This is a genomic window from Bacillus sp. EB106-07-01-XG149 (assembly GCF_058791555.1).
The window spans coordinates 213,891-239,651 of the sequence record NZ_JBYTDP010000001.1 but is presented as its reverse complement, the minus strand read 5'-3'; the positions used below and the strand labels follow the sequence as shown (position 1 = coordinate 239,651).

Here is a 25,761-nt window from a genome sequence, read left to right as displayed (position 1 = left end):
AATAACGAATAGAAGGGGCACACCACAATTTGTGCCCCTTCTATTCGTTACATGTAAAAAAGCCCATCACTGTATCCGTATGTATAGTGATGGGCAATACTTATTTTTTCTATGTTTAAAAAAACGGACAATCTAATTGATCAACAGATTCCCATGATTTTTTTTTAATATTATCGGTGGATTTATTAGCTTCTAGTGGTACATTTTTAAAAGGATTTACTTCGACCTTTAATAAGGAAGATGGCTCTACGTATAATGAGAAAACATGGCTACTTGGTATAGCTTTTGACACATCAATATCTCCTACTTGTTTAAAGAGTTGCTGCGCTGCAAAGAAAAAGAAATTGGTTGGATTTGATTGTTTATTTAGCCATGCAATCATTTCAGGTGATACTGACTTATGAATATTGATTTTTACTCGATCACCACGTTTATATCGCCTAGATCGCATACTTCCACCAACTAACTTATCGTTAAGTTTGTAAATCCTAACTCTTTTTGCTTATGCTCTCTATATTTTGGTGAACAAGTGTAGACTAATAATCCACGTGCATTTGTAAATAATGGATTATCTACAAAGATTACATTTGTTAGTCGTCCTTTTTGTTTTAAAATCATTTTTAAACTGTTTTTAATAATTACTGCGCCCCCGCCATAAATAAATACGTATGGATCGTCTTTCATGTCATCAATTTTATTTATAATATCCGTTGCGACACGCGCTGCTAATCCTAATAATGCTGGTTGTGATTCCTCAACTAATAATGCATTTCTCGGATGCTTATCATTTAAATAAATTTGGTTAAACTCTGTAATACTATCAATCGTCTTTGTTGGATACTTCCGGTTCCATCTTGTAATAATTTGTAGTAACGTTTCTTTCACACCATATGATAAGCCCTTACTTAGTTGTGGTCTAAAGTTCACACCTAGTGAAACTACTTCTTCTGTCGTCCCTGCACCAATATCAAAAGACAATAAAGTTTTATCAACAAAATCAACTTCTGAAACTTGATTTTGTTCACATTCAATTTTATGTTTCACAACATTTCCTTCTTCATCATATACAATGCCCCACGTACCAGAAGCGCCTTCAGGCAGGCATTTACAATATTCGATTGAAATATTAATTGTCACATCACGTCCGTTTGGATAATGGAACACAACCTTATGATTGCCCATATAACGCTTCGCATTTTCCGCAGCTATTTCTTGTGTAATAAGCTGCATAGGAAGAGCAACAGATAAATCATAACGAATATTAATATGACTAGAAGTTGGACTTTGACGCATAGCACTCACCGCTAAACCAGATAGAATTGTAATAACCATTAACTCATCAGTTGACTTATTTGATTTCTTCTCAACCTCAGTACCTTTTAATTGATCTTGAATGACTTTTTCACCTACGATATACCGCACATTATTTAACATTAGCGATGGAGAACTAATGGTCACGTCAATGTGATTTTCTAATTCGGATAATGAAACATCACTCTCATCTAACAATCCTGTAGGCTCTCCTATATATAAAGAATATATACTCGGAATAAAAATAGGGTCTTGCCCTTTCACCATTAACTTCAAACCGTTATTTCCTGCATCAGCACCAGCTTTTAATAGAATAGACATAACTACCCCCTAAATTAATCTGACATCCCTTCCAAATATATGCGAGCCCATTCTTTTACATTCAAATGTAATGTAATTTTTTATTAATCGTAAAAACAAAATATCATATTATTACACCTTTCATGTAAAAAACATTTGACATAAAGGTTTTTCAATTTTATACTATGGGTGTAAAGAGTTTTTTACAACTATGGAGTTGCCGTTTCTAATATGAATCGCAAAAATTTCATTTTACTAACAATCACTTTATCGTTACTTGGAGTACTTATACATGGAGTCTATAAATACATCTCTGAAGGTGCGATTTTAGGTGGAACAATCTTCGCAAGCGCAATAATAATTAGCTACCTCATCAATCATATGACTTGGGGAGATCCAAACGGAGTATCGGAAGAAAGCAAAGATGGAATGGGACAGCAAATCCAATATAAAAGTTTTAAAATTTCTTATTTTGCACTTATATGCCTTATGTTTTTTATTTTAATATTATCAGAAGGATTTGCATTCCTATTACTCGATAAAATAAAGAATCTTCCTCTTTTTATCGCACTTTGTTCTTCATTCTTTATTTATCCTATCGTCGAACTTATAGTCGCAAAACAATATAAATAAAAAGATGAGATTTTGTAAAGTAATAATAATGTTATTTAATTTTGATTAAAAAATATAAGAGCCTCGCTACAAATCATATTGTAGTAAGGCTCTTTAAAGTTGTTTAATTTCTAACTATTTAAATGAGTTTGTAGACAAATTATTGAGATTCTTCTTCTAGAAAATTAAAATCACCATCAATAAGATTCTGTAAATACTCATCAAAGCTGTTTGCAATCACTTCATATTCATCAGGGTCGTGCAAAAAACGAATGATTTGACCACATATACCTTCATCAGAAGGGTTAAAATCAATATAGAGTCTTGATGTTCCACCATTGTTCATACAGTCTGAAAAATGAATATAAGTGCCAGGGAGAAGTCCTTTTGGATTTATCTTAGAATCAACAGCATCCTCGTCATCTTGGTATTCTAAAAGATAGGATACGTCTTCTTCTTCTTTTGAACTTTCGAGCATCTGCTGTGTAGAAAGCAAATAATATGGATACTCTTCAACATCTGAGCCTAAAATACATACCGCAACTTCGTTTTCTCCATATTTCCGCCAATATGTACCATCAATATTTTCAAGAAAAGAGATTAGTGATTCTGGACAATTTGGATATTCTGACCTTAATGTATCAATATCCTCTTTTGTAGCACCGCACGCTTTATTTAGTATTTCGAGATCATCTGTTGATAATGCTGCTCTCAAGCCGTTTAAAAATTTGTTTACCAAATCCATTATTTCGTCCTCCCAATAATAAAATATAAAATTTTTTTATTAGGCTATATACCTAACATAAATAAGATTTGACTTTTAATTGTTTTCGCATCTAATTTAATTTGTACCATTACGCCTTATTCCTTCTCGATTAAAGTATTGTTCTAGTAACTCTTTACCTGTTTTGATTGTAGTATAGTACTCTCCACCATACAGTTTCCCTTCTGATGGATTGTGAAAATCTTCGTATTTCTTGAAGTCTTCATTTTCTTCAAATGATTTCTTTGCAAGTTCCATGTCTGTTGTTTCAATTGCACCAAATACCCTACCTATATCATAAACGTCCTCTTCATCAAAACTCTCTTCTAAAAGATAGTGTTTATCTTCTTCTATAGACGTTATCTTACCTTTTGTAAGTGAGTATAGGTGCTTCGTTTCTTCTACTTGTACCATGATAAAAATCCAACCAACTCTTACAACCGTACATGGTGCTAAACCCTCTAATGTAAGTGCAACTACCTTTTGGTCTTTCACAAATTTCCCCATCTTACCTACCCCTTAATTTGTTTATTTTATACTATAACTATAGTCTCTGAAACATTTATCACCCCTAAGTAATACGTCCCTAAGAGTTTGTTTCTGTAGATGTTAGTATATTGTCAATCGTATTCCAATATACTTTACCGTATTTCTTTACATACCTTCAACTATCACTTTTAATTTATTCACAGTCCGCCAATTTCTTACTGTAGCTGGTGTATGTAACTTCTGAAACTGGTTCATTAATTTAGAATTTCGAATGCTATTTTTGAAAAATAAATACACAACTTTTTCATGAATATAGCAATCTTCAGTCTCATTTTTTTGCATAAGCAGCTGATCTTTTTCTTTTTCAGAAAGTTCATTTGCTAAGAAAGCAACATGTATACTTTCACCTTCTAGCAATGAATCGGCTTCATAAGGACAACTTTTTATAATATTTATAAATTCCTCATGTATTCTTAACATGACTGGAACATCATACCCAAAAGTGATTTTAATTTCAGATTGTATTCTTTCCTTTAGAAATTTTATATCTTCATCATATTCAAACACGATATTACCGCTTTGAATATATGTTTTTACTTGTTTTAACCCTATTGATTCAAACATTTGTTTTAAATCAGCCATTTGGATTACCTTATGTCCGCCTACATTGATTCCTCTTAGTAATGCAATATAAATTGTCATATCATTTCTCCTCGTTTAAATGTGTTTCAAAGTTGATGTAAAGTTATTTAATATAACCTATAAGAACCTTGCTACATTTTATTGTAGTAAGGTTCTTGGTGTTTAATTTCATTTAACGAAAGCACCTGTTTGTTGAATAAAAAGTGCTTTCGTTATAGAGCCGTTGACTTTTTAAACAAAGGTATGTACCCTCCACTAGGCCCATAAGCAACTCCAATTTCTTTCCATCCATATTTTTCATAATATCCGTTAAGATCTGAAGTAAGATAAAGAAATTGATACCCTCTCTTTGCAGCTTCTAGCAGTCCATGATTCAACAATTTTGCTCCTATAGAGTTGCCCCTAAATTTTTCATCTACAAACAAACACGCTAGCCACGGGCTCAAATCTTGACGACTATTTAAATCATTGCGAATTAATGCATACGTTCCGACAATCTTATCATCTACTTTTGCAATGTAAAAACTTGGTATGTCATTTGGATCAGTTAAAGCATTAGTCATACAATCTTCATAAAATGCACGCCCACCTGCCTCCCCCCATTCTTTCCAAAAAACATCTATTGCCTTATTAAATAAGTCATCCTTCTTTAGTAATTGAATAATTTCCATAAAGCTACGCCCCCAAAAAGTATTATTTAATGATTGTAGAACTTACTAAATTTAAAGTTTTTCAAGTATCTTTATTTTTTATGTAACTAGCTATAATTTCTTTACTCTTAAATATAGCCTTTTCATATATATTCTCTTATCGTTCTAAATAAAAAAACTTACTATCTTGTTTTTCAAGAGTAAGTTTTTCTTCTCATTATTTTATGATAGGTAAATGCATTATAATTTGTTGACCAATTGGTCCCATTCTTCTAAAGCCTTTATCTTGGAAGCCGACTTTTTCATATAAATTTTGTGCCGGAATATTTTTTTCATTCACAGCAAGTACAACCTCATTTTTTATCGGGAAATAACGTTTTACAAACTCTTGTAATAATGCCAATGATTTTTTAGCATATCCCTTTCTTTGCCTATTGTGATTTATAGAAAACGAAGTTAAAAGTAAAGCATCTTGATTGTCTGTGAATTCCTGTACTCTATCCCCAGTTTGCAATGCAAAAAGACCAACAGGTACCCCGTTGTAATCTAAAATAACAATCACATTTTTTGTTCGATCACTTTTTGCTTTCTCCAATAATTCACCTGGGTCTGATGTAAATTGAACTTGTTCACTTGGTAAAGTAAATGTTTGTATAACTTCTTTATATTTCTCCTTATACGGAACTAATTGAATTTCCCCTGTATGTATGTTCATGCGAAACTCTCCCATTTTTCAACTTATTAACTTAAACCTTGCTGCTCTTTTGAATGCACTTTTCCATCTAAAAAGGTAATTTCAACTAATGAAGTTGGATCGCTTCCCTTCCAAGCAAAAATTTGTTTAATTTGTGTAGAATCTTCTACACCTTCTTCTATAAGTAAATTACCATCAAAACCAATTACATCTTTCACTTCTGTATAAGTCATTCCTTCATTTATGTTCGAGAAATGATTTATATTGATAGAATCTTTCTGCTGCCTTTCCATCACAGTAGAAGAAGTCGCTGTTTGTTTTTTCACTTCTTTCTTCTGTTCACACGCTGTCATACTGAAACCTAAGCATAAACTACATACTATTAATGCGCTTTTTTTCATCATAACAGTTGTCCCTCCCATCATAATTAAACCATATATTCCCTTAAAAATAAACTGAATATTAAATATTATGTTGGAAAATCCCCGCACATTTTAGTACGGGGTTAGTTTTATTTATTCAAATGATTATTTGATTGGTCATTCTGTTCTTTTCTTAGTTCTTGTTCTTCATCTTTTGGTAATTGTTTATCATTATCTTTAATTGGATTCGTTTCTCGATTTTCAATCATGTCATTTGGAACTTGTGGCATTACTCGGCCAACAATTGCTGCTAACTCATCAAGTATACCTTCACCTGTTTTTCCTTTTTTAATTTGCTTTCCAATTTGTTTCAGTCGTTCATACGTATCAACATCCGCTACAACGACTGCATTAGCACCATCCGGATCGTTTTTTAAACTTTCTGCTACAGAGTATTTAATGGACTCAACACGAGTTCGATCGAGTTTCGCTTTTACATCAATACCTACAATAGCATATTTGCCGACTACTACGGCTGTTGCATCATTTACACCTGGCACACTTGCGGCTAAAGATGCTAAATGATCCGCTGCTTTTTCATTTGGCTTATTTGGTTTGTTCGTATAATTAATATTTTTCGTCGAAACATTTTTTTGCTCTGGTTTTTCGTTTGGATTGTCCTTTTTTCCAATACTGCATCCAGTTATAAACAAGCAAAGCATCAACATATATATTAGAATCTTCATTATTCTCACCACTTTACTATTAAAGTTTAATCATAAATTTTTTCAACAGCTTGCATTTTCTTCACTTTTTCCTCTGCTCCGCTATTTGCATTAATGAAAATTTGGTACGTATCTTTCCCTAAAGTACCTATAAATTCATAGCAAAGTACTTCATTATGCAAATCATTTACAACTACAGCTTTACGTTCTTCCATAACTTTAACATCTGGATTGATTTTCTTTCTTGCTTCTGCTGCAGTTAGCTTTGCTGAGGGAATTGTTCGTTTTTGGTGTGATGCTAAATATTCTTTTGCTGAAAAACCAACGATAGAACCATCATCTAAAGCAATTTTCATTTGGATTGCTTCTGGATAAATTCGTATACCATTCTCATTTACTACATACGTAAATACACCAACATTATCATATTGCGAGCTATCAAAAATCTCCATATTATTAAATTTATGGTCCTTTAAAAATGTCAAACCTTTATTTCCTGCATCGTTTAAACTAATTTTCTGTTCTTTAATTTCTCGATTATTCATTACCCAAATTGGATATCCGCCTTTGCCGGTAATATCCATATAAAACTCATTATTCGTTGCTTTATCTTTAATTTTCACACTATAGAAAGATTCTTTCGCACCTTTTCCGCTTTTCTCAACATCTACTTTTTCATTTCCTTTTAAATTCAAAAATGATTTTGCGATTTTCGCCGCTTCATCTTTAGAAATTGCTTTCCCTTCTGCTTCAAATCCGCCTTTTTTATTTGTTTGTGCACTAGTAAAGGTCGGTCCGAAGTTTGTAGATGAATACGATGTTACGTTTTTCTCTACTGTTTTTAATCCGTCAATAATTGTATTGTCTGCAGGATCACGATTTGATGCGAGTGCCATCTCAACATCCATCCAGCGTAAATTATTCTTCAAAACTAGATGTTGTACTTTTCGTAACTCATCTTGTATATTTCCTGCATTTGAATATAAAGTTTCCAACGTTTTGTATTCTTGATCATTTAACGGTTCTTTTTCTAAATCACGAATGGCTGCACGATAACTAAAATCGCCGATATTTGCTAAAAATTCTTCCGTTTTATTAAAAGGCATTAATGTTAAAGGAAGTTGTCCTACATCCGAACGAGCTTCAGATGTTAAACGCCATACATCTGCTAATGCAGGTGATAAAGATGCACGTGAATTCATCGCAAGCGTTGTTCCAATTTTATCGTGCAATAAATCAACTTCGTATGCTAAATCATGAAACGCACGTTGATAACTATTTTCCGCTCGAATTAATACAGCATTCTTCTCTTGGTGCTCTTTATAGCCCCAGTATCCCGTTCCAACTACACCGACTGTTAATAATACGATTATAATACCTCGTAACATAGTTCCACCTCCGCTCTATTTACAGAAAATATGTTTCCCAATCTTTTTAATTTGTGGACGAGTCCAAATCCATTTACTCGTTGCAGTATCTGGATTGAAATAATACAATGCATTTCCTGTTGGATCCCATCCATTAATTGCATCTAATACAGCTTTTTTCGCTGTTTCATTTGGCGTTAAATATATTTGTCCGTCTGCTACCGCTGTAAATGCTCTTGGCTCAAAGATGACACCCGAAACGGTATTTGGGAACGATGCACTTGTAACCCGATTTAAAATAACTGCAGCTACTGCAACTTGCCCTAAGTACGGTTCACCACGAGATTCTCCATATACTGCGTTTGCCATAAGCTGAATGTCATTTTGAGAATAACCATTTGGAACATTTGTCCCTTTATTTTGAGATGGTTTATTTTCTTGTGCAGTACCACCACTATTTCCTTTATTCGTTGTCGTTCCTTTATTAGCAGTTGACTTATCATACTTCGTTGCTTTTACTAGCATTTGCTTCGTTTTAGCTCCAGCTAAACCATCAACAGGTAATCCGAATTTCTCTTGAAAATTTCGAAGTGCCCAGTATGTACCCCATCCGAAAACACCATCCACTTTTCCCGTATAAAATCCGTTATATTTCAAACGAGATTGCAGTTCAATGACATCTTCGCCAGATGCTCCTCTTTGAATGACTTGATTAGAAAAAGCTTCAACATTTTTTAGTTGTATACTACTTACCATCAAAGATAGTCCTATGAACGCAAGTAAAATTGCTATTTTAAAAATAGCTTTTTGACGCATGGTTTTCCCTCCTTAATTACGGAAATGATTTCTTGGTTATGTTTTGTAAAAGCTTCACTTTTATGTAAAGAAGACAAAAAAATCCAAACTCATATCGTTGAAAAAATATGTAAACAATATAAAAAAAGATAAAAGGAGTTCATCATGAAGAAATTGTTAAAGCGTATCGTACTCGTCATTCTGTTCATAACAACATGTTCAAATATATATATCGGTCCATCAATTGTTCATGCGCAGCCACCGTATGCCAAATGGGGTAAACTTGCTGTAGAAAAGACGAAAGAACAATACCCAAAAGCGGAGATTATTGATTACCTTCATATAGGTAGAAAACCGAAAACCGTTCAAATAACGGTTGAAAAATTTAAATTGTGGCTACGTGAAGATGGAAAAGAATATGGTGTTTTTGTTGATGTAGAATTTGAAACGAAGACAGATAAATTTATAAAAATGTCATTTCAGAAGACGAGTAGATAAAATGAAAGAACCCCCACTATTAAAATGTTAACAGTGGGGGTTCTTTCATTTCTAAAATTCTTTCCTAAAATCTCGATTCCCTAAAAATCTTACCAATATACAAATAGCACTAATTACAATCGCTATCCCTATACTGTATAAAAGCACTCTACCATATCCGCCTATTCTCGGATCTAAAAACGGATAAGGATACCAATTCACAATCGTGCCACGTATTAAGCTGTACACAACGTAAAAGAACGGGAATAAGAGCCAACTTGCAGCTTGTTTCCAAGTGATTTTCTTACTAGGTGGATTTATAATCAAATCTAAAAGCATGGCAATTGGCATGATATAATGTAGCACCGTATTTACCCATGGTATTGCGGTTTGAAGTGATTCTTCTAATCCTCTTAATAGCAAAAAATAAATGAGTCCTGTCGTAAGTATATATACAGTTGCGGCACCACGAAGTATACTAAACTGCTCTGACCGGCCAAATGTAGCTGTTCCAATGCTACTTAAAAGGAGAATACATGCAACTAAGATGTTACTTTCGATCGTAAAGAAACTAAAAAAGTTAACTGGATTGAACGGTTTCACTTGTGCCCTTATTATAAATTGCGTAATAATGGCGCTACATGCTAGAAGACTTAAACATAGTCTAAATAAAGATAATGTTTTTACACTTCTCATACATTCTCTCCTCTTCTTATATCAACTTATCATTCTCTTGTACATGTTCAATAAATAATTTCAATGGAACGAGTCCACGTTTTGGCATATGACTACTTATTACAGCAACAAGCTCTAATTGAGGTATGATAACGATGTATTGTCCGCCGTACCCCATAGCAAAGTACATACAATACGGTATGTGAAATCTTTCGTTATTCAATACCCACCAGTGATATCCATATGCCCCGACATGTTTATACGTTTCAAATAGAGGTGTACTTGATTCTTCTAACCATTTCGATGATACAATTTCATTCCCCTGCCAATATCCATTCTGCAAACATAAAATTCCGAGCTTTAATAAATCTTTAGATTTCATTTTCATACCGAAACCACCGACATGTATGCCTTGAGGATCTTGTTGCCACTCATATTCGGTAATTTCTAACGAATCAAATAAATATCTTTTGGCAAATTGTTCTGTCGACATTCCAGCAGCTTCTTGAATAATATAACTAAGCAAATGCGAAGACCCTGAGTTATAATTCATTTTTGTAGCGGGTTCTTCAATTATTGTTTTTTCTAATATGTATTGCACCCAGTTTTCCGATTCTACAAAATCATTTGGGAACACTACTCCATTTCCGAACTCTTTCCAATCTTCACCTGTAGTCATCGTTAATAGATGATAAATTGTTAATTCGTTTTTTTCTTCTGGTATATTTGGAATCCATTTTGTAATTGGTGTATGTATATCATTTATATATCCTTTATCGATTGCAATACCTATTAATATGGATACAATACTTTTTGTAATCGAATTTATTTTATATAAATTACTTGAACATTCTATCGTTTTATAATATTCATTGGTTAGCTCACCTTTTTGATAAACGAGAAATGTATTTACTTTTTTCTTTTCAAATTTATTTTCTAGTTGCTTGAAATCCAAAACTTTACCTCCAATTAAATCATTACCTTATTTATTATATCTTGTAGCTTTAATTAAAACATAAATGTGTTCAAATAAAAAACAAACCTGCCAGTAATAAACTGACAGGTTTGTTTTTTATAATTTCGTACGAACATTCCAAAGCTCTGGGAAGAAACATTGATCAAGTACCCTTTTCAAATAAGATACACCAGAAGATCCACCTGTTCCCATTTTATGACCAATAATGCGTTCTACCGTTTTCATATGACGGAAACGCCATTGTTGTAGCCAGTCTTCAATATCGATTAATTTTTCAGCAAGCTGATATAAATCCCAATATTTCTTCACATCTGCATACACTTCTATCCATGCTGCTTCTACTGTTGCGTCTTCTTCATAAGGCTGCGTAATATCACGATTTAACACATCTTTATGAATAGGGAATCCTTCTTTTACAAGAGCTTGAATTGCCACATCATACAAACTTGGTGCATGTAGTGCTGTATGAAGTCGAGCGTGTAATTCTGGATCCTTTTCATAAATTTTTAATGCGTGCGGTGTTTTATAGCCAAGTGCATACTCAATCATACGATATTGATACGATTGAAACCCTGAGGCTTGACCGAGTGAATCACGAAACTCAATATATTCAGATGGTGTTAATGTCGCAAGAATATCCCAAGATTGAATGATTTGCGACTGAATTTTTGATACACGTGCTAACATTTTAAAAGCTGGTTGTAATTTATCTTGTTTAATAGATTCAATCGCTGCATTTAACTCATGTAAAATTAATTTCATCCAAAGCTCGCTTGCTTGGTGAATCACGATGAATAACATTTCATCATGATGATCTGATAATCTCTTTTGAGAAGATAGTAAACTATCTAATTGTAAATACTCCCCGTACGTCATATTCTCTTTAAAGTCCGTATGAATTCCTTTTTCCATAATTACCTTTTCGTTTTCTTTCATATTAGCCAAACGCCCCTTATATATATTTCTACTTATATTGGTCTAATAACTGCTCGAACTGGACTTCCATCTGCATCTGTTAAGGCAAGTGGTAATGCGATTAATTCATAATCACCGTCTGCTACATGATCTAGTACGACATTTTCTAAAATGTGTATGCCATGTTTAAACAATTGATGGTGCGCTGCTAATTCTTTATCATCTAATGGATCAACTGATGGTACATCAACCCCAATTAAACGAATTCCCTTTTCAGAAAGAAATGGTGCGATATCAGCACGTAAATGCGGGATTACAACTGGGAATTCATTAGCTTTACCATGTGAAGATGTGCGTAACAACAAGCGTTCTACGCCTTCTAAATGAAAGTTTTCTAATTCCTTTTTCCCAATGCTTTCAAGATTAGAAACATCAATGATCCGTGCTGGACCGACATAAACTTGAACATCTAATTCTATTACTTTCTTTCCATCATTATCAAAATGAAACGGTGCGTCAATATGAGTACCTGTATGAATACTCATCGTTAACTTTCCGACATTTACTGAACCACTTTCTTCTTTTGACCATGAAACTTCATACGAGAACGGTGTATCTCCTGGCCAAGTGGCAATATCATTATTTAGCCGTTGTGAAATATCAATCCACTCTGATGATTTCATGTTTATGCCACAACCTCTCGCTTATTTTCAAACTGCTTATATTCTTCATCTTTCATGATTTTCTTTAAAATTTGAACAGAATGCCATACTTCTTCGTATGTATTATATAAAGCAACTGGCGCAAGTCTTACTCCATTAGGCGCACGGAAATCAGGGATAACTCCATTTGCTTTTAGCGCTTTACATATGCGTGCTGCTTCTGCATGCTCTAAATAAATATGCCCGCCTCGTTTTTCATCCTCTAATGGATTTCCAATTATAAATCCGAAATCTTTTAATTCATGATCAATTAAATCCAGCATGTATCTTGTAATATGTAGCGATTTTTCACGTAAACGTTCTATACCAGCATCTTTAAATATTTCAAGAGAACCAATTAAAGGTGCAGTACTTAATACGTGCGGTGTACCAATTTGATAAGCACCTGCATGATCAGCAGCTGTTAATGTATGTTCCATATCGAACTGCTTATCTTTTCTAGAACTAAACCACCCTGATAATCCAGGGAGTCTATTAAAATGCTTTTTATTTACATAAAGCCCCGCAACTCCACCAGGTCCTGCATTTAAATATTTATAATTACACCAAATTGCGAAATCAACATCCCATTCTTTGAAATGATGCGGAATAGAACCGATTGAATGACATAAATCGAATCCGATATGAATACCACGCTTATGTGCTTCCGCTGTTAAACGTTTCATATCAAGAATTTGGCCACTTCTATATAGTACAGAAGGTAATAAAATTAACGCGATATCATCTGTCATTGCGTGAATAATATCATCTTCAGAAAGTGTTCTACGATCTCGGCTTTTCACTCGTACTAAATGCTCATCTGGATCTAATCCTTTTAAACGAATTTGACTTTGAAGTGCATATATATCTGACGGGAATGTTAATTCATCCGCAAGAATTTTTGTACGTATTCCTTTCGGCTCATAAAATGTCGCAATAACTTGGTGTATATTCGTCGTTGTGGAACCGGTTACAATAACTTCTTCCGGTAAAGCTCCAATAAGAGGCGCTGTCAATTCACCTAATTTCTCCGAAAGGAAAAACCACGGATGCTCTCCTTCAGTCCAGCCGTCAATTCCATACTCCTTCCATGAATCGAGCAACGTAAGTAACGATTTCTCTGCTCTTTTTGAAAGTAGTCCTAATGAGTTTCCATCTAAATATATTGTTCCTTCTTTTTTATAGAATTCAGTTTGAAAATCTTTCAGTTCATCATGTTTATCACATTCAAGCGCATATTCATAAGTTGATTGAAATGGTTCTTTATACATGGTGTCACCTTCTTTTAATTTTCTTTTTATTCTAACTAATTGAAATATATCACCATAGTTGATATAACGTCAATGATATTATGTCAGTTGACTTTATATATGAATTTCTTTTACAATACAGTTATATTTTCAGATATTTCAGTATAAAGAGGTGATTCTTTGAAAAACAATACTCTTTCATCAAGAAAACACCGCTCCATAGAGACAAAGAAGAAACTATTACACGCTGGTTACACTATTTTTATACATAACGGATTTCAAAAAACGACAATTACACAAATTATTAAACATGCAGAAACCGGTTATGGAACGGCATATGTATACTTTAAAAACAAAGATGATCTCCTCATCGTTTTAATGGAAGATGTTATGATTCAATTTTATGATATTGCTGAGCGCTCCTTTTCGCCTCAAACGAAAAAAGAAGCACATAAAATGATTCAAAATCAAGTTAGAGCATTCCTACAACTAGCAGAAAAAGAACGAGCTATATTGCAAGTTGTTCAAGAAGCTATAGGATTATCAAAAGAGATACGTCAAAAGTGGGACGAGATACGGGAACGCTTTATAAACAATATTGCGCAGGATATTACATACTCTCAAGAAGGTGGATTAGCACATCCTGAATTAAATAAAGAAATTGTAGCTCGTGCTTGGTTCGCGATGAATGAGATGTTTCTTTGGACAATTGTGAAAAATGATAAAAAGATCGACTTAGAAGAGGTTGTACATACGTTAACTGAGATGTATACGACCGGATTATATAAATAGCACACCTTCAATAAGTAAGGTGTGCTATTTTACATCTATAAAAATATTTTATCTGGGTACGGTAATGCTAATGGTGGCTTTTCAGATAAAGAGAAATATTTTAGTTTTAAAGATTCACCATCTAACGATTTTAGCTCGCCACTAATAACTTCACACTCAAACACAACAACTAAATATTCTACTTCATCGCCATTCGGATATATATGACGGTACTCTCCTCCTCCAAATACCCCTTTTTGTTTTTTCACTTGCACTTTCAATCCTGTTTCTTCCCAAACTTCCCGAACTACTGCTTCTTCTGGAGTTTCCCCAAGTTCAATTGCTCCAGCTGGCAAACTCCAGTATTCCCCGCCAGGATATTGAAACAAAATATCTCCTTGCCCATTTTTTATAACAGCAGCTACACTCGGCATAAAAATTAGTTCATGACCTAATTGCTCCCGGATCTTTTTATAATATAGCGACATAGACATATAATTCTCTCCCACTCTATTAATAACTGTATTTTCCGATATTTATTGTATAATATTCTTAATGCTAACTTCTATATTGAAAGGAAAAGAATATGCCGTCAGAAAAACTAGTAAACAAATTTCTATCATTTAATGATAATGTTTTAAAACAATATTTCCAAGGTAAGAAAAGCGAACATAGTCTTACCTCTTCTGAACTTGCTTATTGGATAACAGAAAAATTTTGTATTGATAAAGAAATGTACCAAACAGCAACTACTATTTTTAATGAGAAAACTTCAAAAAAATAAGCTGTTACTCAACATATTAAGTAACAGCTTATTTTAAATATTTCATTAACGATACAGCAATACAAAATAGCGTTGTAAGTAAAAGTAACAGCCCCATATTCTTATTCTCTTTTTCATCCTTCTTAACAATTTATATCCCCATACCAGCTAGCATAAAACATAACAATAATTGCAAAATAAGCATACTTTGCTTCGAATCATCATTCCAACTGTAAATAGAATAGCCCATTACAATAATAGCGAGTATGAATGTGGTGATTCTAATCATAAGAACACCCCCTATTTAATTCTATTGTTTTAACCTACTTACAATTCCAACAATAAACTTATACTCATCTCTACTTTTTCTTACTTTCTTAAACCCTTCTTTCGTATCAAAAATAAAACACGTTTTCCGAAACCAAATCCGTACATATAAAGACTCAAAGTAAATAGGTTTTATAATTCCTCTTTCCTCAAATTCAGTTCCATCTTTATTTTCAGTTTCTGTTCGAACGAACCACCTATTTCCGATGCCGATTTCAATATACTTCACATAAGTTCCCCTTTCGGAAATTAATTTTCAACTATTCAATTATTTCCCCGGTAAGCGCACATTCCGACAGAACATGAGCTCACAAAGAAAAAGTAGATTACAAAAATCTACTTTATAGCTTATATTTTTGCATTCGCTTATAGAATGTACTTCGAGGTACATCTAAAAGTTTTGCAGCTAATGAAACATTTCCATTCGTCTTTTCTAGCGCTTCAACCATACTATCACGCTGTATTTTTTCACGGAAATTTAATGTATGTTCTGTTTGATTTTCTGTTTGCAATGCAAGTTGATGTTGATTTCCCATCATTGTTTGTAATAAAAAAGAGATTTGTTTTTCGCATATTTCCCGTCCTTGCGACAAAATGTAAATACGTTCTAACACATTTAATAACTCTCGAATATTTCCGGGCCATGTATGCTGTGAAAATTGATTACAAATACTCGTCGGAAATACAACATTCCAATTCTTTCGTTCACAAAAATGTTGTATGAAGTACGGAATATCCTCTTTTCTTTCTATTAACGATGGAACATATAGCGGATACACATGTAAACGATAATATAAATCTTGACGGAACTTGCCTTCCTCAACTAATCGCAGTAAATCTTTATGTGTCGCAGTAATAATACGAATGTTTACCGGTACCTCTTTTGAACTACCAATTGGGGTTACTGTTCGTTCTTGTAAAACACGCAATAATGCTACTTGCATCTCTGGCGGTACTTCACCAATTTCATCTAAAAATATTGTCCCTCCGTCTGCTTGTTCGAATTTCCCTTTATACCCTTGGCGCCGCGCACCTGTAAACGCTCCTTCAGCATAACCGAACAATTCACTTTCCATTAATTCTTTCGGCAATGAACCGCAGTTAACAGCTATAAAAGGACCATTTTTTCTTGGACTATTTTCATGAATCGCTCTCGCTACATATTCTTTCCCTACACCTGTTTCACCACAAACGTATACACTAGCGTCAGTTGGAGATACTAGCTTAATTTCTTCTAAAGTATGTTGAAATGCATTGCTTGTCCCAATAACTCCAGGGAAAGTAATTCCGTTTATATATGGAGAAGTAGAAAATACATTTCCTTGTTTATTTTCCTTTACATAAATACATTTCCCGATCATTCTATCATTACTATATACTGGTACTTCTAATTTAGATTTCAATCCATTTTGCATTAAATCTTCAAGTTTCATTCGTGACCAATTAGAAACTCGTTCTCGAACCTTCTTGCTTGCAGAAACGATAACATCACGATGATTACAAATAACAACTTGTTCATCGCTGTCAATTACATCTAAAAAACGATGGATTAAGTGTAGTTCGTTTTGATGCACTCGAATGCTACATTCACGTTCAATCGCATGTGCAATCGAAGTTACCATTCCGAGCATATATGGATGTGAAAATTCAATTGGACAGGAGAAATCTAAAACTCCAATTAATTTCCCATCATCATTATGAATGGGAGCGGCCGCACAACTCCAGCTATGAGATGCAACAGAATAATGCTCTGTACCACTTATCATAATAGCCTCTTCAATCTGTAACGCGGTTCCTATCGCATTTGTACCAACAGCTGCTTCCGTCCATTTCACACCTTCAATGAAATTAATATGTTTTGCTCGTTTCAACGTTTGTTGATTTCCACTTAACGATAGAACGTAACCATCAGGATCAATTAATAATGCCATCATTTGCAGTTCATCAATGGTTTTTCTCATATTTTGTATTTGAGGTATTGCTATATCAAGGAAGATTTCACTCTTTTTCTTTTGATTCTGAAAAATATTAGAAGACAAAATTTTCTGACCTTTATTCATATGAGGATTCACATTGGCCTGTTTACATCGATACCATGACTCTGAAATTCTTTCGTTTATACGGTTCGAATCCAGGACACCTTCATCAACAAACTTTTTCCATGTATGTAAGTAAAACGGTGAAGCTAACATTGTATCATCTCCCTATTTATTGTTTTGGAGATCTGTAAAAACATACTTTTATTATAAAACTGAATAAAAGCGTTTTCAATAAAACTAGAAAGATGACACAAACATGTTAATAATTAGCATATATTAATGAACTTCTTTATTCTTTTTTAGTAAAACTATATTTTGTATAATGGACGCAAAGAAAATACATAGCCAAAACCACTTTTGTGGATTGCCGTCTATGAAGAAGACTATTACAGCTATGGAAAATAAAATGCTGGACGCTAAACTAAAATATAATTTTGTTTTCATTTTCATTATCCCTCACTCCTCTATCGCTTTACAGTACATACTAACTCTTCATTTTTTAACTCTACTATGTACTTCTGTAAAACATATTCTCTTCCGCCATGTTTTTCATACCAATCATGTATTCTTTTAACATGCTTCTCGTCACTTCTAATTTTCGATTCAATTTCTTTATACTGTTCATAATTATCATATTCCCATATGGCGAATATTTCAGTTGTACCATCATTATTATCTTTCATCCAGCGGCCAATTAGCCTGGAACCATGCTTTAATTGATTGGGTAAGTTCGTGTTAGTAAAATGCTCATTAAATATTTCTATAAATTCATTCTTTACCATATAGCACTTTCTTCTGTAAAACATTCCACTACACCTCTTTTATGAATCTTCCCATTACAACCGTATTATAATACTTCCCATCCGACAGCTTTTTGTCATTTTTCAAAATACCTTCTACTTCAAAACCTAATTTTTTATAAAGTTGAATAGCTTTTTCATTTGTCTCTAGCACTTGCAATGATATCTTTTTCACTTCATTTTCATCAGCCCACTGAATAGATTGTTGCAAGAGACTCTTGCCCATTCCATATCCCCAAAACTCTCTTAAAATACAAACACCAAATTCTACTTTATGAGTTAATCTCTTCAAATTTGATCCTTCACATCTTGAAAATCCCACGATTCGCTTGTCCACTTCTGCAACTAAAAAGAGATTTTTCGTCTCTTCACTATCTGTTTTTATTATTTTTTGAAAACCTATCTTATCTATAAATCCCTCTCCAGCTTCTCTATCCATATTTTCAGTTTCGCCATCGATCTGAGCTCTAATTTCCGATAACTGCTCAGCATCCGTTGCAGCTGCAGAACGAATTGTATAAGTTAATCCATTTATATGAAACTTCTGTCCTCTTATTATCATTTCAAACTCCCTTTTAAATGCAGTCTATTGATGCTATTATAATTTCTTTACCTCGTTTCTCAAATTCTTGAATCGTTTCTTTACTTGCCTCTTCATCAGTTATTATAAGGTCAATTTCTATTAGTGATTCTCCTTTTATAAAGCAGTCTATTCCGAGTTTATTATGAGGAGCTAAACAAATGTTTCTTCTAGCAATTTTACTTACTGTTTTTCCAAAATAAGCAACTTCCGGCGTTGCAGTACTTATACCATTCAATGAAATACCACCACCTGTAGAGAAATACAGATCAATAGATAATCTACTGATCAATTCTGAGGCAAGTGTATCTGTCATATTTCCTGATGGTTTCACCTTTCCACCAATTAAGTACGTATCAATGTTCTTATATTCCCGTAACTTACTAGCAATTTCTAAAGCATTCGTAATCACTGTAAATGATGTTTCAGGTAAATACTTTAACATGGCATAATGAATTGAAGCCCCGCCAATAAAAACGGAATCTCCTTCTTGTATATAGGATGCAGCAACTTTCGCAATCGTATCTTCCTCTATTGAACTATCACGATAACGTTTCGATGGTTCAGTAGCTAAGTTTCTCACTCGCGTAAGTTCAACTGCACCTCCGTGCGTTCTTTTTAACAAACCATCCTTCTCCATAATAGACAAATCTCTTCTTATCGAATCAATAGACATATCGAAACTTTCCGCAAGATCCTTAGCAATTACCCTTCCATCTTTCTTAAGTAACTCTAAAATTTTCTCTCTACGCTCTTCAGTAAACATGTACCCACCGCCGTTATTGAAGATTCTGAAATCTCATCCTTATTTTAATTATATGTATGTCTCTTCCGTTTTACAATATTTTCAATTCTTATTCACTCCGTTTTATTCAGCTTTTTCCCTCTTTCTATTCCGTTAACTTCAGAACGAAATAAATGCATATTTGCATATTCCACAAACACACTTCCATTTAACTTCCTATTGATGTAAAATTATTCCTATGTTTTACTTTTTAACACAGAAAGGAATTATTATGAAATCTATAATTAAAGTAACTTGTACCGCATTATTATTTACAGGACTAATGGCAGGATGTAATGGGAATACTGCACCAAAACAAGAAAAGAGCGCTCTTGAAAAGGATTCAATGCACTATGGGGAAATATATAAAAATGAATACTATAGAGCAACTGTTGAAAATGCTAAATTCGAAAAAATAGACAAAGAGTGGCGTCTCACAGCTCGGGTTACTATAAATAATGCTCGTGCTGACGGACAAACGATAGATCTTTCAGAAATAAAATATTTCATAAAAGATGAAAAAACGAGTGAAAAATACGAAGGTGAAGTTATACAAAATGAAAATGCTAAAAAGGTTCCTTCTGAGTTTTCTTTAACTACCGACATTGTATTTAATATGAAAGCTTCTCCAAAAGATTTAAATACCATGTATTTATACATAGATAGCAAAGCTGCGCCGTTAATAGATACTTATTGGAAACTTGATAATTTAGCATCTAAATAAAAAAAAGTCTTATAAGACTTTTTTTTGTTTATAAAGTTATAAAGTTTACTAGTTACCTATCTCAAGCAATACGTCTTTTGCACAAATCGTCACTTCTTCAAATGGGCAATCAAATAAAACACCCAATTCGAAACCTTCATTAATAAGATCTATTTCATGACATAACCACCAAGCACCTTCAAAATGTTCCGGAATAGAACATTTCGTTACGCCTATAAAAGTTACTTCCAGTTTATCAAATTCACTTAAAGTACCACTGCAATCTAAAGTTATTATTAGCTTATCTTCTGACCTTCTTTCTACTGATTTGACTACACTGTCATGTAGTGAGTATTCATGTAGTTGAACGACATTCTGCGCAAGCTTTTCTTTTATAGTATTATAATTATCTAAATACGTTTGTTCTAAATCATTCATTTTTTTCTCATAATCTACTGTCCACTCAAGCATAAGTTTCTTTAATTTTTCCGATGGGTATTCTGAATTAATTGTATTTTCATGAATGTATGGATGTAATGACTTAGGTAGAAACTTTAATAGATCTTCTTTCTTTTCTTCCACGTCTTCTCTTAAACTTTGCTTGTAATCCATTCCTATCTTTTCTCTCTCTCGCAACAACTCTTCCCATTCTTCTACTGTTTCTGGGAAAATTAAAAATCCAGATACTTGCATTTCTTTATACCAATCTTTATTGAAATACTTCAATCCCTTCCCTCCTAAAACATTTTAACATCCAACAAAAGTGATATATCTATTTATTATATCATTCCAATAACTATTTTTTCTAAAGAAAAAATGCAAAACTGTAAATATTCCGCCTTTTATTTCTAAAACTTCAGAATATTTACAAAAATAAAAAATTAGAATACATTTTAGTTGTACAAGATTCACCTGTACAAAAATCTAAACAAAAAGGGATGGTTATATGTTGAAGAAATTAGTAGCAGGGACATTAGTAGCAGGTTTTGTATTAACTGGCGGACTAGGCGTAGCAAGTGCTGAGGAAAAAGGTAATACAATTAAATCATTTGATTATTTAAAAGTTGATGAAAAGAATGTTAATTCATTCACAAAATTAAGCGATCAATCAAAAAAAGACATCCAAATTACTATGGTACTACCTAAGCAAAATGAAAATGGAGATTGGTTAGCTTATGGCTTTACTAGCAGAGAAACATTGAATGCTTTTATTGAAAAGGATAAAAAGGCACTTAAAAATCAAATTAACCCTTTAGGTAGTGGTGCTGGTAGTACCGATTTTTATGAGCATCAAAATAAAGGTGGACAGTATATTTATTGGAGCAGCGGCTTTAAAAACTTACCTTCTAGCTGGAACGACAGAATTTCTTCTGTAAGTACAGCTTCACCTTCTGCAAGTTATTCAACAACGCTATGGGAACATTCTTCAACTCAAGGATATGGAAAAGGTGTCTCCTTTAGACACTCTGATTGGTATGGTCAAACTGCAAATTTAGCTGCTGATTGGAACGACATTACTTCAGCTATTGAAATAAAATAATAATTGTATATTTACTAATTGAAAAAATCCAACCCACTATTTTCTTATTAATGTAGAGAATAGTGGGTTATTATATTTCTATTTAAGCATGCACAGCATGTCCTACCGCCTGCAATAATGCTTCATGGATTGCTTCAGATAAAGTTGGATGTGCTGCAATATAATCTCTCATTATATCAGCGGTTACTTCTGTATGAATCATCACCGTTCCTTGTCCGATTAGTTCGGTTGCACGAGGACCGATAATAGAAATTCCTACAATTTCTTGATATTTAGGTTCCACAATAACTTTTACTTTCCCCGTTTGTTCTCCAATAATAAGCGCTTTTCCGTTCGCTGTAAAAGGAAATTCTCCAATTAGTATATCCCCAAATTGCTCTCTTGCTCCTTTTTCTGTTAAACCGATACTAGCAATTTCTGGAGCTGTATAAATACAGCGAGGTACAGCATGATAGTTTACTTTCACATCTTCTCCGCTCGCGTGTAATGCTGCTGTCGTTCCTTCATGGAAGGCAACGTGAGCAAGCTGTATTCCACCAATCACATCACCCGCTGCGTAAATATGTGATCTGTTTGTTTGCATATGTTCATTCACAGAAATTCCTTTATTTGAAAATTGAATGCCTGCTTTTTCTAAATCTAATTGTTGTACACGTGGTTTTCGGCCAACAGAAACGAGAACAAATTCCGGATTGGCTTCTTGGATACTTCCTTCATATTCAAATGAAGCCTGCTTCTTATAATTATTTAATCCTTTTAAAGCAGCTCCTGTAAATATTTTCACGTCATCTTTTTCTAGTTTCTCTCTTAAAATATTTGCGATATCTTCATCTTCACCAGGTAATAATTGCGGTGCCATTTCAACAATCGTAACTTTTGTTCCAAGGCGACTATAAATACTTGCAAACTCGCAACCTATTACACCACCGCCAACGATTAATAATGATTTCGGTATATTTTCTAGGGACATTGCATGACTACTATTTAAAATCCACTTCCCATCAAATGGAGCAAAAGGTAATTCAGTCGGTTCTGAACCTGCCGCTATAATGAACTGTTCTCCATCTACTACATCTTCTTTATTACCGTTTGTAACTCGCACACGGTGATCCGTTTCAAATTTCGCTTTACCTTGTATAACTTTTATTTTATTTTTTTTCATTAAATATTGTATTCCTTGGACGAGCTGCGTTACGATTTGTGATTTCCTCACCTGTATTTGCTTCCAATCAATTGATATACTTCCATTGTTAAGTGTAATTCCATAATTATTCGCTTTTCTCACAATGTCATGCACTTCCGCACTTTCTAACAATGATTTTGTAGGCATGCAACCAACATTTAAACAAGTCCCACCAAGATCAGCTTCATCAATAAGAGTGACATCTTTTCCATTTTGAGCCGCAGTAATTGCTGCTACATAACCAGCAGGTCCGCCTCCAATAACGACTAATTTACTCATTCTCTCACCTTCTCTTTATAAAAGAATTGTTACAGGTTCTTCTAAATAACGTTTAATTGTGCGTAAAAATGCAGCTGCTGGTGCACCATCTAATACACGATGATCGAATGTTAAACTTAAAGGTAATATACTTCCTTTTCTTAATTTTTTCCCTTTATATACTGGAACATGTTCCATTGCCCCAACACCTAAAATACCAGTTTCAGGCGTATTTAATACTGGTGTGAAATATTCAATACCGAAGCTACCTAAATTACTAATTGTAAAGGTTGTTCCTTGCATATCATCACTACTTAAACTACCTTCTCTTGCTTTTTGTGCAACGTTTTTAATTTCTTTAGATAACTCTACTAAAGATAAATTATTAGCAAAGCGAATAGCCGGAACGACTAATCCTTTTTCTAACGCGACTGCCATGCCTAAATGAACATGTTCAAATTGATGAATTGCATCATCTATATAAGCGCTATTCATTTCTTTATGCTCTCTAAGTGCTAATACAACAGCACGAGAAACGAAATCTGTAATGGTTAGTTTGTTATCGTATCGTTTTTGTACAACTTCCGCTATGTCTTTATGTAAAGCAACTAAATCTGTTACATCTACTTTCATTGTTAATGTTAATTGCGCACTATTTTGTAAACTTGCATACATACGTTTTGCAATTGCTTTCCGCATACCAGTAACAGGAATGACTTTACTTTCTTCTTGTTCAAGTACTTCTGGAATTGCAACTCTTTCTTCAAGCGCCTTTAATACGTCTACCTTTGTAATTCTTCCGCCAGGTCCTGTACCAACTAATGCCTTGATATCCAGATTTTCAGACTTTGCAATTTTCTTCGCTACAGGTGAAATTTTGATTCTTTGCTTCGCCACATCTATCGCATATGGTTCTGGATGTTGGACCTTTTTAGGCTCTAGATTCGGTGTTTTTTCTACTACAACTTGTGTACTTTCATTTACTTCTACTTTTTCGTTCGGTTTACCGATATAGCAAATTACAGTACCCGGCGGCACTCCCTCATCTTCACTTACAGCTATATCCAGAACAGTTCCATCCGCCGGTGCTTCTATTTCAGTTTCGATTTTTTCCGAGTTAATACTAGCAATTAGTTCACCTTTTTCTACATTATCACCTGCTTTAATATTCCAGCTCGTAATAATACCTTCTTTCATCGCCATACCTAACTTTGGCATTACAACTTCTACAGCCATAGTTCTCTCTCCCTTCTAATCGTTTCATTACACATGTAATAAAGATTGGTCTCCGATCATTTCTGATACAGTTTCAATTACTTTCTCCGGTGTTGGTAAATATAACTTTTCAAGTGGTGGCGAGAACGGAACTGGTGTATGTGGAGCTGTAATTCGTTTAATAGGTGCATCTAACAAATCGAATCCTTTATCCGCTACAATTGCTGCAATATCCGTTGCGATACTACATCTTGGATTTGCTTCGTCAATAACAATTAGGCGATTCGTTTTTTCAACAGATGCTAAAATCGTATCTTCATCCAGTGGTGATAAAGAACGTGGATCAATTACTTCTACTTCAAGCCCCTTTTTCGATAATTGCTTTGCAGCTGCAAGTGCTGTATGAACTTGTTTTCCAATTGCGACGATTGTTACATCAGAACCTTCACGCTTAATATCTGCTTTCCCTAAAGGAATTGTATAGTACCCTTCTGGTACTTCGCCTTTCATATTGTAAAGTGTTTTATCTTCAAAGAAGATTACTGGATCATCATCTTCAATTGCCGCTAATAATAAGCCTTTTGCGTCATAAGGAGTGGAAGGTACGACAACTTTTATACCTGGAATGCTCGTAAATAACGCATATAAACTTTGTGAATGCTGTGCCGCTGCGCTAAAACCAGCACCATGCATCGTACGTACTGTAACTGGCACTTTCGCTTTACCACCGAACATGTAGCGGAACTTTGCGCCTTGGTTTAACACTTGATCAAGACAACTACCGATAAAATCATTAAACATTAATTCAGCAATCGGACGTAATCCTGTTGCAGCCGCTGCCATCGCCGCTCCCATATAACCAGCTTCAGAAATTGGAGTATCTAAAATACGATTCCGGCCAAATTCTTGTACAAGTCCTTTCGTAACACCGAGTACACCGCCCCATGCTTCATCATCTTGCAAATGATCAACTTGTGCACCGCCTGCAACGTCTTCTCCTATCAAAATTACATTTTTATCACGACGCATTGAAATTTTCATCGCTTCATTAATTGCAGTTGACATACTTACTGTTCTAGTCATTATTTTTCACC

At 33.9% G+C, this 25,761-nt stretch carries 32 protein-coding genes and 1 pseudogene; 6 read left to right on the top strand and 27 right to left on the bottom strand.

What is annotated here, in order from left to right; all coding sequences use genetic code 11:
• Nucleotides 1-115: 115 nt before the first annotated feature.
• Together AC3WTA_RS01310 and AC3WTA_RS01305 are read right to left on the bottom strand one after the other, a co-directional pair.
• Nucleotides 116-451, bottom strand: a complete 336-nt coding sequence (locus AC3WTA_RS01310) for a hypothetical protein (RefSeq protein WP_001257747.1) — start codon at nucleotides 449-451, stop codon at nucleotides 116-118.
• Between the two features lie 11 nt (nucleotides 452-462).
• Nucleotides 463-1,632, bottom strand: coding sequence for a ParM/StbA family protein (locus AC3WTA_RS01305; RefSeq protein WP_000025618.1), 1,170 nt, complete (start codon nucleotides 1,630-1,632; stop codon nucleotides 463-465).
• Nucleotides 1,633-1,842: 210 nt separating this feature from the next.
• On the opposite strand from AC3WTA_RS01305, the gene AC3WTA_RS01300 reads away from it, so the two are divergent.
• Nucleotides 1,843-2,244, top strand: a complete 402-nt coding sequence (locus AC3WTA_RS01300) for a hypothetical protein (protein ID WP_001080450.1) — start codon at nucleotides 1,843-1,845, stop codon at nucleotides 2,242-2,244.
• Nucleotides 2,245-2,383: 139 nt separating this feature from the next.
• Here the strand turns inward: AC3WTA_RS01300 and AC3WTA_RS01295 are convergent, their stop codons facing one another.
• From AC3WTA_RS01295 to sleB, 9 genes are all read right to left on the bottom strand, one after another.
• Entirely contained in the window at nucleotides 2,384-2,968 is a 585-nt protein-coding gene (locus tag AC3WTA_RS01295; protein WP_000366666.1) for an SMI1/KNR4 family protein, read from the bottom strand.
• Between the two features lie 96 nt (nucleotides 2,969-3,064).
• On the bottom strand, nucleotides 3,065-3,493 hold the full coding sequence (locus tag AC3WTA_RS01290; RefSeq protein WP_000514638.1) for a hypothetical protein: 429 nt from the start codon (nucleotides 3,491-3,493) through the stop codon (nucleotides 3,065-3,067).
• A gap of 147 nt (nucleotides 3,494-3,640) precedes the next feature.
• Complete coding sequence (locus AC3WTA_RS01285) at nucleotides 3,641-4,177, bottom strand: DUF1697 domain-containing protein (RefSeq protein WP_000158261.1); 537 nt, start codon at nucleotides 4,175-4,177, stop codon at nucleotides 3,641-3,643.
• A 152-nt stretch (nucleotides 4,178-4,329) separates the two neighbouring features.
• Nucleotides 4,330-4,788 carry a GNAT family N-acetyltransferase gene (locus AC3WTA_RS01280; protein WP_000402852.1) on the bottom strand — a complete coding sequence of 153 codons (459 nt, stop codon included), beginning with the start codon at nucleotides 4,786-4,788 and terminating at the stop codon, nucleotides 4,330-4,332.
• Nucleotides 4,789-4,984: 196 nt separating this feature from the next.
• Nucleotides 4,985-5,482, bottom strand: coding sequence for a GNAT family N-acetyltransferase (locus AC3WTA_RS01275; protein WP_001020879.1), 498 nt, complete (start codon nucleotides 5,480-5,482; stop codon nucleotides 4,985-4,987).
• Between the two features lie 26 nt (nucleotides 5,483-5,508).
• Nucleotides 5,509-5,865, bottom strand: coding sequence for a hypothetical protein (locus AC3WTA_RS01270; RefSeq protein WP_000976462.1), 357 nt, complete (start codon nucleotides 5,863-5,865; stop codon nucleotides 5,509-5,511).
• Between the two features lie 107 nt (nucleotides 5,866-5,972).
• Complete coding sequence (locus tag AC3WTA_RS01265; protein ID WP_000697998.1) at nucleotides 5,973-6,569, bottom strand: YhcN/YlaJ family sporulation lipoprotein; 597 nt, start codon at nucleotides 6,567-6,569, stop codon at nucleotides 5,973-5,975.
• Between the two features lie 26 nt (nucleotides 6,570-6,595).
• Entirely contained in the window at nucleotides 6,596-7,936 is a 1,341-nt protein-coding gene (ypeB, locus tag AC3WTA_RS01260) for a germination protein YpeB (protein WP_000943711.1), read from the bottom strand.
• 15 nt (nucleotides 7,937-7,951) lie between these two features.
• Nucleotides 7,952-8,731 carry a spore cortex-lytic enzyme gene (gene sleB, locus AC3WTA_RS01255; protein ID WP_001249038.1) on the bottom strand — a complete coding sequence of 260 codons (780 nt, stop codon included), beginning with the start codon at nucleotides 8,729-8,731 and terminating at the stop codon, nucleotides 7,952-7,954.
• A 144-nt stretch (nucleotides 8,732-8,875) separates the two neighbouring features.
• Here sleB and AC3WTA_RS01250 point away from each other — a divergent pair, with 144 nt between their 5' ends.
• Nucleotides 8,876-9,208, top strand: a complete 333-nt coding sequence (locus AC3WTA_RS01250; protein WP_000734895.1) for a DUF3889 domain-containing protein — start codon at nucleotides 8,876-8,878, stop codon at nucleotides 9,206-9,208.
• A gap of 51 nt (nucleotides 9,209-9,259) precedes the next feature.
• On the opposite strand, the gene AC3WTA_RS01245 is transcribed toward AC3WTA_RS01250, so the two are convergent.
• The 5 genes from AC3WTA_RS01245 to kynU all read right to left on the bottom strand — a co-directional run bounded on the left by AC3WTA_RS01245 (nucleotide 9,260) and on the right by kynU (nucleotide 13,725).
• Nucleotides 9,260-9,883 carry a Pr6Pr family membrane protein gene (locus AC3WTA_RS01245; protein WP_492332787.1) on the bottom strand — a complete coding sequence of 208 codons (624 nt, stop codon included), beginning with the start codon at nucleotides 9,881-9,883 and terminating at the stop codon, nucleotides 9,260-9,262.
• Nucleotides 9,884-9,899: 16 nt separating this feature from the next.
• Nucleotides 9,900-10,817: a serine hydrolase domain-containing protein gene (locus AC3WTA_RS01240; protein WP_000346228.1), complete on the bottom strand. Its 918-nt coding sequence runs from the start codon at nucleotides 10,815-10,817 to the stop codon at nucleotides 9,900-9,902.
• Between the two features lie 117 nt (nucleotides 10,818-10,934).
• The gene (kynA, locus tag AC3WTA_RS01235; RefSeq protein ID WP_000661964.1) at nucleotides 10,935-11,774 is read right to left on the bottom strand and encodes a tryptophan 2,3-dioxygenase; all 840 of its coding nucleotides are present in this window, start codon (nucleotides 11,772-11,774) and stop codon (nucleotides 10,935-10,937) included.
• 32 nt (nucleotides 11,775-11,806) lie between these two features.
• A complete protein-coding gene (kynB, locus tag AC3WTA_RS01230; protein ID WP_000842469.1) occupies nucleotides 11,807-12,436 on the bottom strand; it encodes an arylformamidase in 630 nt (209 codons plus the stop codon).
• Between the two features lie 2 nt (nucleotides 12,437-12,438).
• Complete coding sequence (gene kynU / locus AC3WTA_RS01225) at nucleotides 12,439-13,725, bottom strand: kynureninase (RefSeq protein ID WP_000276314.1); 1,287 nt, start codon at nucleotides 13,723-13,725, stop codon at nucleotides 12,439-12,441.
• Nucleotides 13,726-13,884: 159 nt separating this feature from the next.
• Between kynU and AC3WTA_RS01220 the strand changes: the two genes are divergently transcribed.
• Nucleotides 13,885-14,496 carry a TetR/AcrR family transcriptional regulator gene (locus tag AC3WTA_RS01220; protein ID WP_000795026.1) on the top strand — a complete coding sequence of 204 codons (612 nt, stop codon included), beginning with the start codon at nucleotides 13,885-13,887 and terminating at the stop codon, nucleotides 14,494-14,496.
• A gap of 35 nt (nucleotides 14,497-14,531) precedes the next feature.
• On the opposite strand, the gene AC3WTA_RS01215 is transcribed toward AC3WTA_RS01220, so the two are convergent.
• Nucleotides 14,532-14,969, bottom strand: coding sequence for an NUDIX hydrolase (locus tag AC3WTA_RS01215; protein WP_000062931.1), 438 nt, complete (start codon nucleotides 14,967-14,969; stop codon nucleotides 14,532-14,534).
• Nucleotides 14,970-15,061: 92 nt separating this feature from the next.
• Between AC3WTA_RS01215 and AC3WTA_RS01210 the strand changes: the two genes are divergently transcribed.
• Entirely contained in the window at nucleotides 15,062-15,259 is a 198-nt protein-coding gene (locus tag AC3WTA_RS01210) for a hypothetical protein (protein WP_001138864.1), read from the top strand.
• A gap of 28 nt (nucleotides 15,260-15,287) precedes the next feature.
• Here the strand turns inward: AC3WTA_RS01210 and AC3WTA_RS01205 are convergent.
• From AC3WTA_RS01205 to AC3WTA_RS01180, 6 genes and pseudogenes are all read right to left on the bottom strand, one after another.
• A pseudogene (locus tag AC3WTA_RS01205) lies at nucleotides 15,288-15,527 on the bottom strand (hypothetical protein).
• Between the two features lie 21 nt (nucleotides 15,528-15,548).
• Complete coding sequence (locus AC3WTA_RS01200; protein ID WP_000873844.1) at nucleotides 15,549-15,794, bottom strand: DUF3977 family protein; 246 nt, start codon at nucleotides 15,792-15,794, stop codon at nucleotides 15,549-15,551.
• A gap of 112 nt (nucleotides 15,795-15,906) precedes the next feature.
• Complete coding sequence (locus AC3WTA_RS01195; protein ID WP_000881422.1) at nucleotides 15,907-17,757, bottom strand: sigma-54-dependent Fis family transcriptional regulator; 1,851 nt, start codon at nucleotides 17,755-17,757, stop codon at nucleotides 15,907-15,909.
• A 311-nt stretch (nucleotides 17,758-18,068) separates the two neighbouring features.
• A complete protein-coding gene (locus tag AC3WTA_RS01190; RefSeq protein WP_000499960.1) occupies nucleotides 18,069-18,410 on the bottom strand; it encodes an NIPSNAP family protein in 342 nt (113 codons plus the stop codon).
• A gap of 4 nt (nucleotides 18,411-18,414) precedes the next feature.
• Nucleotides 18,415-18,966, bottom strand: coding sequence for a GNAT family N-acetyltransferase (locus tag AC3WTA_RS01185; RefSeq protein ID WP_000586784.1), 552 nt, complete (start codon nucleotides 18,964-18,966; stop codon nucleotides 18,415-18,417).
• 13 nt (nucleotides 18,967-18,979) lie between these two features.
• A complete protein-coding gene (locus AC3WTA_RS01180; RefSeq protein ID WP_000493613.1) occupies nucleotides 18,980-19,750 on the bottom strand; it encodes a DeoR/GlpR family DNA-binding transcription regulator in 771 nt (256 codons plus the stop codon).
• A 250-nt stretch (nucleotides 19,751-20,000) separates the two neighbouring features.
• Between AC3WTA_RS01180 and AC3WTA_RS01175 the strand changes: the two genes are divergently transcribed.
• On the top strand, nucleotides 20,001-20,492 hold the full coding sequence (locus AC3WTA_RS01175) for a hypothetical protein (protein WP_000835758.1): 492 nt from the start codon (nucleotides 20,001-20,003) through the stop codon (nucleotides 20,490-20,492).
• Nucleotides 20,493-20,540: 48 nt separating this feature from the next.
• Here the strand turns inward: AC3WTA_RS01175 and AC3WTA_RS01170 are convergent, their stop codons facing one another.
• Nucleotides 20,541-21,197: a DUF4085 family protein gene (locus tag AC3WTA_RS01170; RefSeq protein WP_000873317.1), complete on the bottom strand. Its 657-nt coding sequence runs from the start codon at nucleotides 21,195-21,197 to the stop codon at nucleotides 20,541-20,543.
• Between the two features lie 220 nt (nucleotides 21,198-21,417).
• Between AC3WTA_RS01170 and AC3WTA_RS01165 the strand changes: the two genes are divergently transcribed.
• A complete protein-coding gene (locus AC3WTA_RS01165) occupies nucleotides 21,418-22,011 on the top strand; it encodes a hypothetical protein (RefSeq protein ID WP_000914465.1) in 594 nt (197 codons plus the stop codon).
• An 82-nt stretch (nucleotides 22,012-22,093) separates the two neighbouring features.
• On the opposite strand, the gene lpdA is transcribed toward AC3WTA_RS01165, so the two are convergent.
• Genes lpdA through acoB form a run of 3 tightly spaced genes read right to left on the bottom strand, consistent with a single transcriptional unit; the run spans nucleotide 22,094 to nucleotide 25,750 of the window.
• The gene (gene lpdA, locus AC3WTA_RS01160) at nucleotides 22,094-23,473 is read right to left on the bottom strand and encodes a dihydrolipoyl dehydrogenase (RefSeq protein WP_000041198.1); all 1,380 of its coding nucleotides are present in this window, start codon (nucleotides 23,471-23,473) and stop codon (nucleotides 22,094-22,096) included.
• A 15-nt stretch (nucleotides 23,474-23,488) separates the two neighbouring features.
• Nucleotides 23,489-24,688, bottom strand: a complete 1,200-nt coding sequence (locus tag AC3WTA_RS01155; protein WP_000257796.1) for a dihydrolipoamide acetyltransferase family protein — start codon at nucleotides 24,686-24,688, stop codon at nucleotides 23,489-23,491.
• 27 nt (nucleotides 24,689-24,715) lie between these two features.
• Nucleotides 24,716-25,750 (bottom strand): acetoin:2,6-dichlorophenolindophenol oxidoreductase subunit beta, encoded by a 1,035-nt coding sequence (acoB, locus tag AC3WTA_RS01150; protein ID WP_000198910.1) that lies wholly within the window; start codon nucleotides 25,748-25,750, stop codon nucleotides 24,716-24,718.
• Nucleotides 25,751-25,761 lie beyond the last annotated feature (11 nt).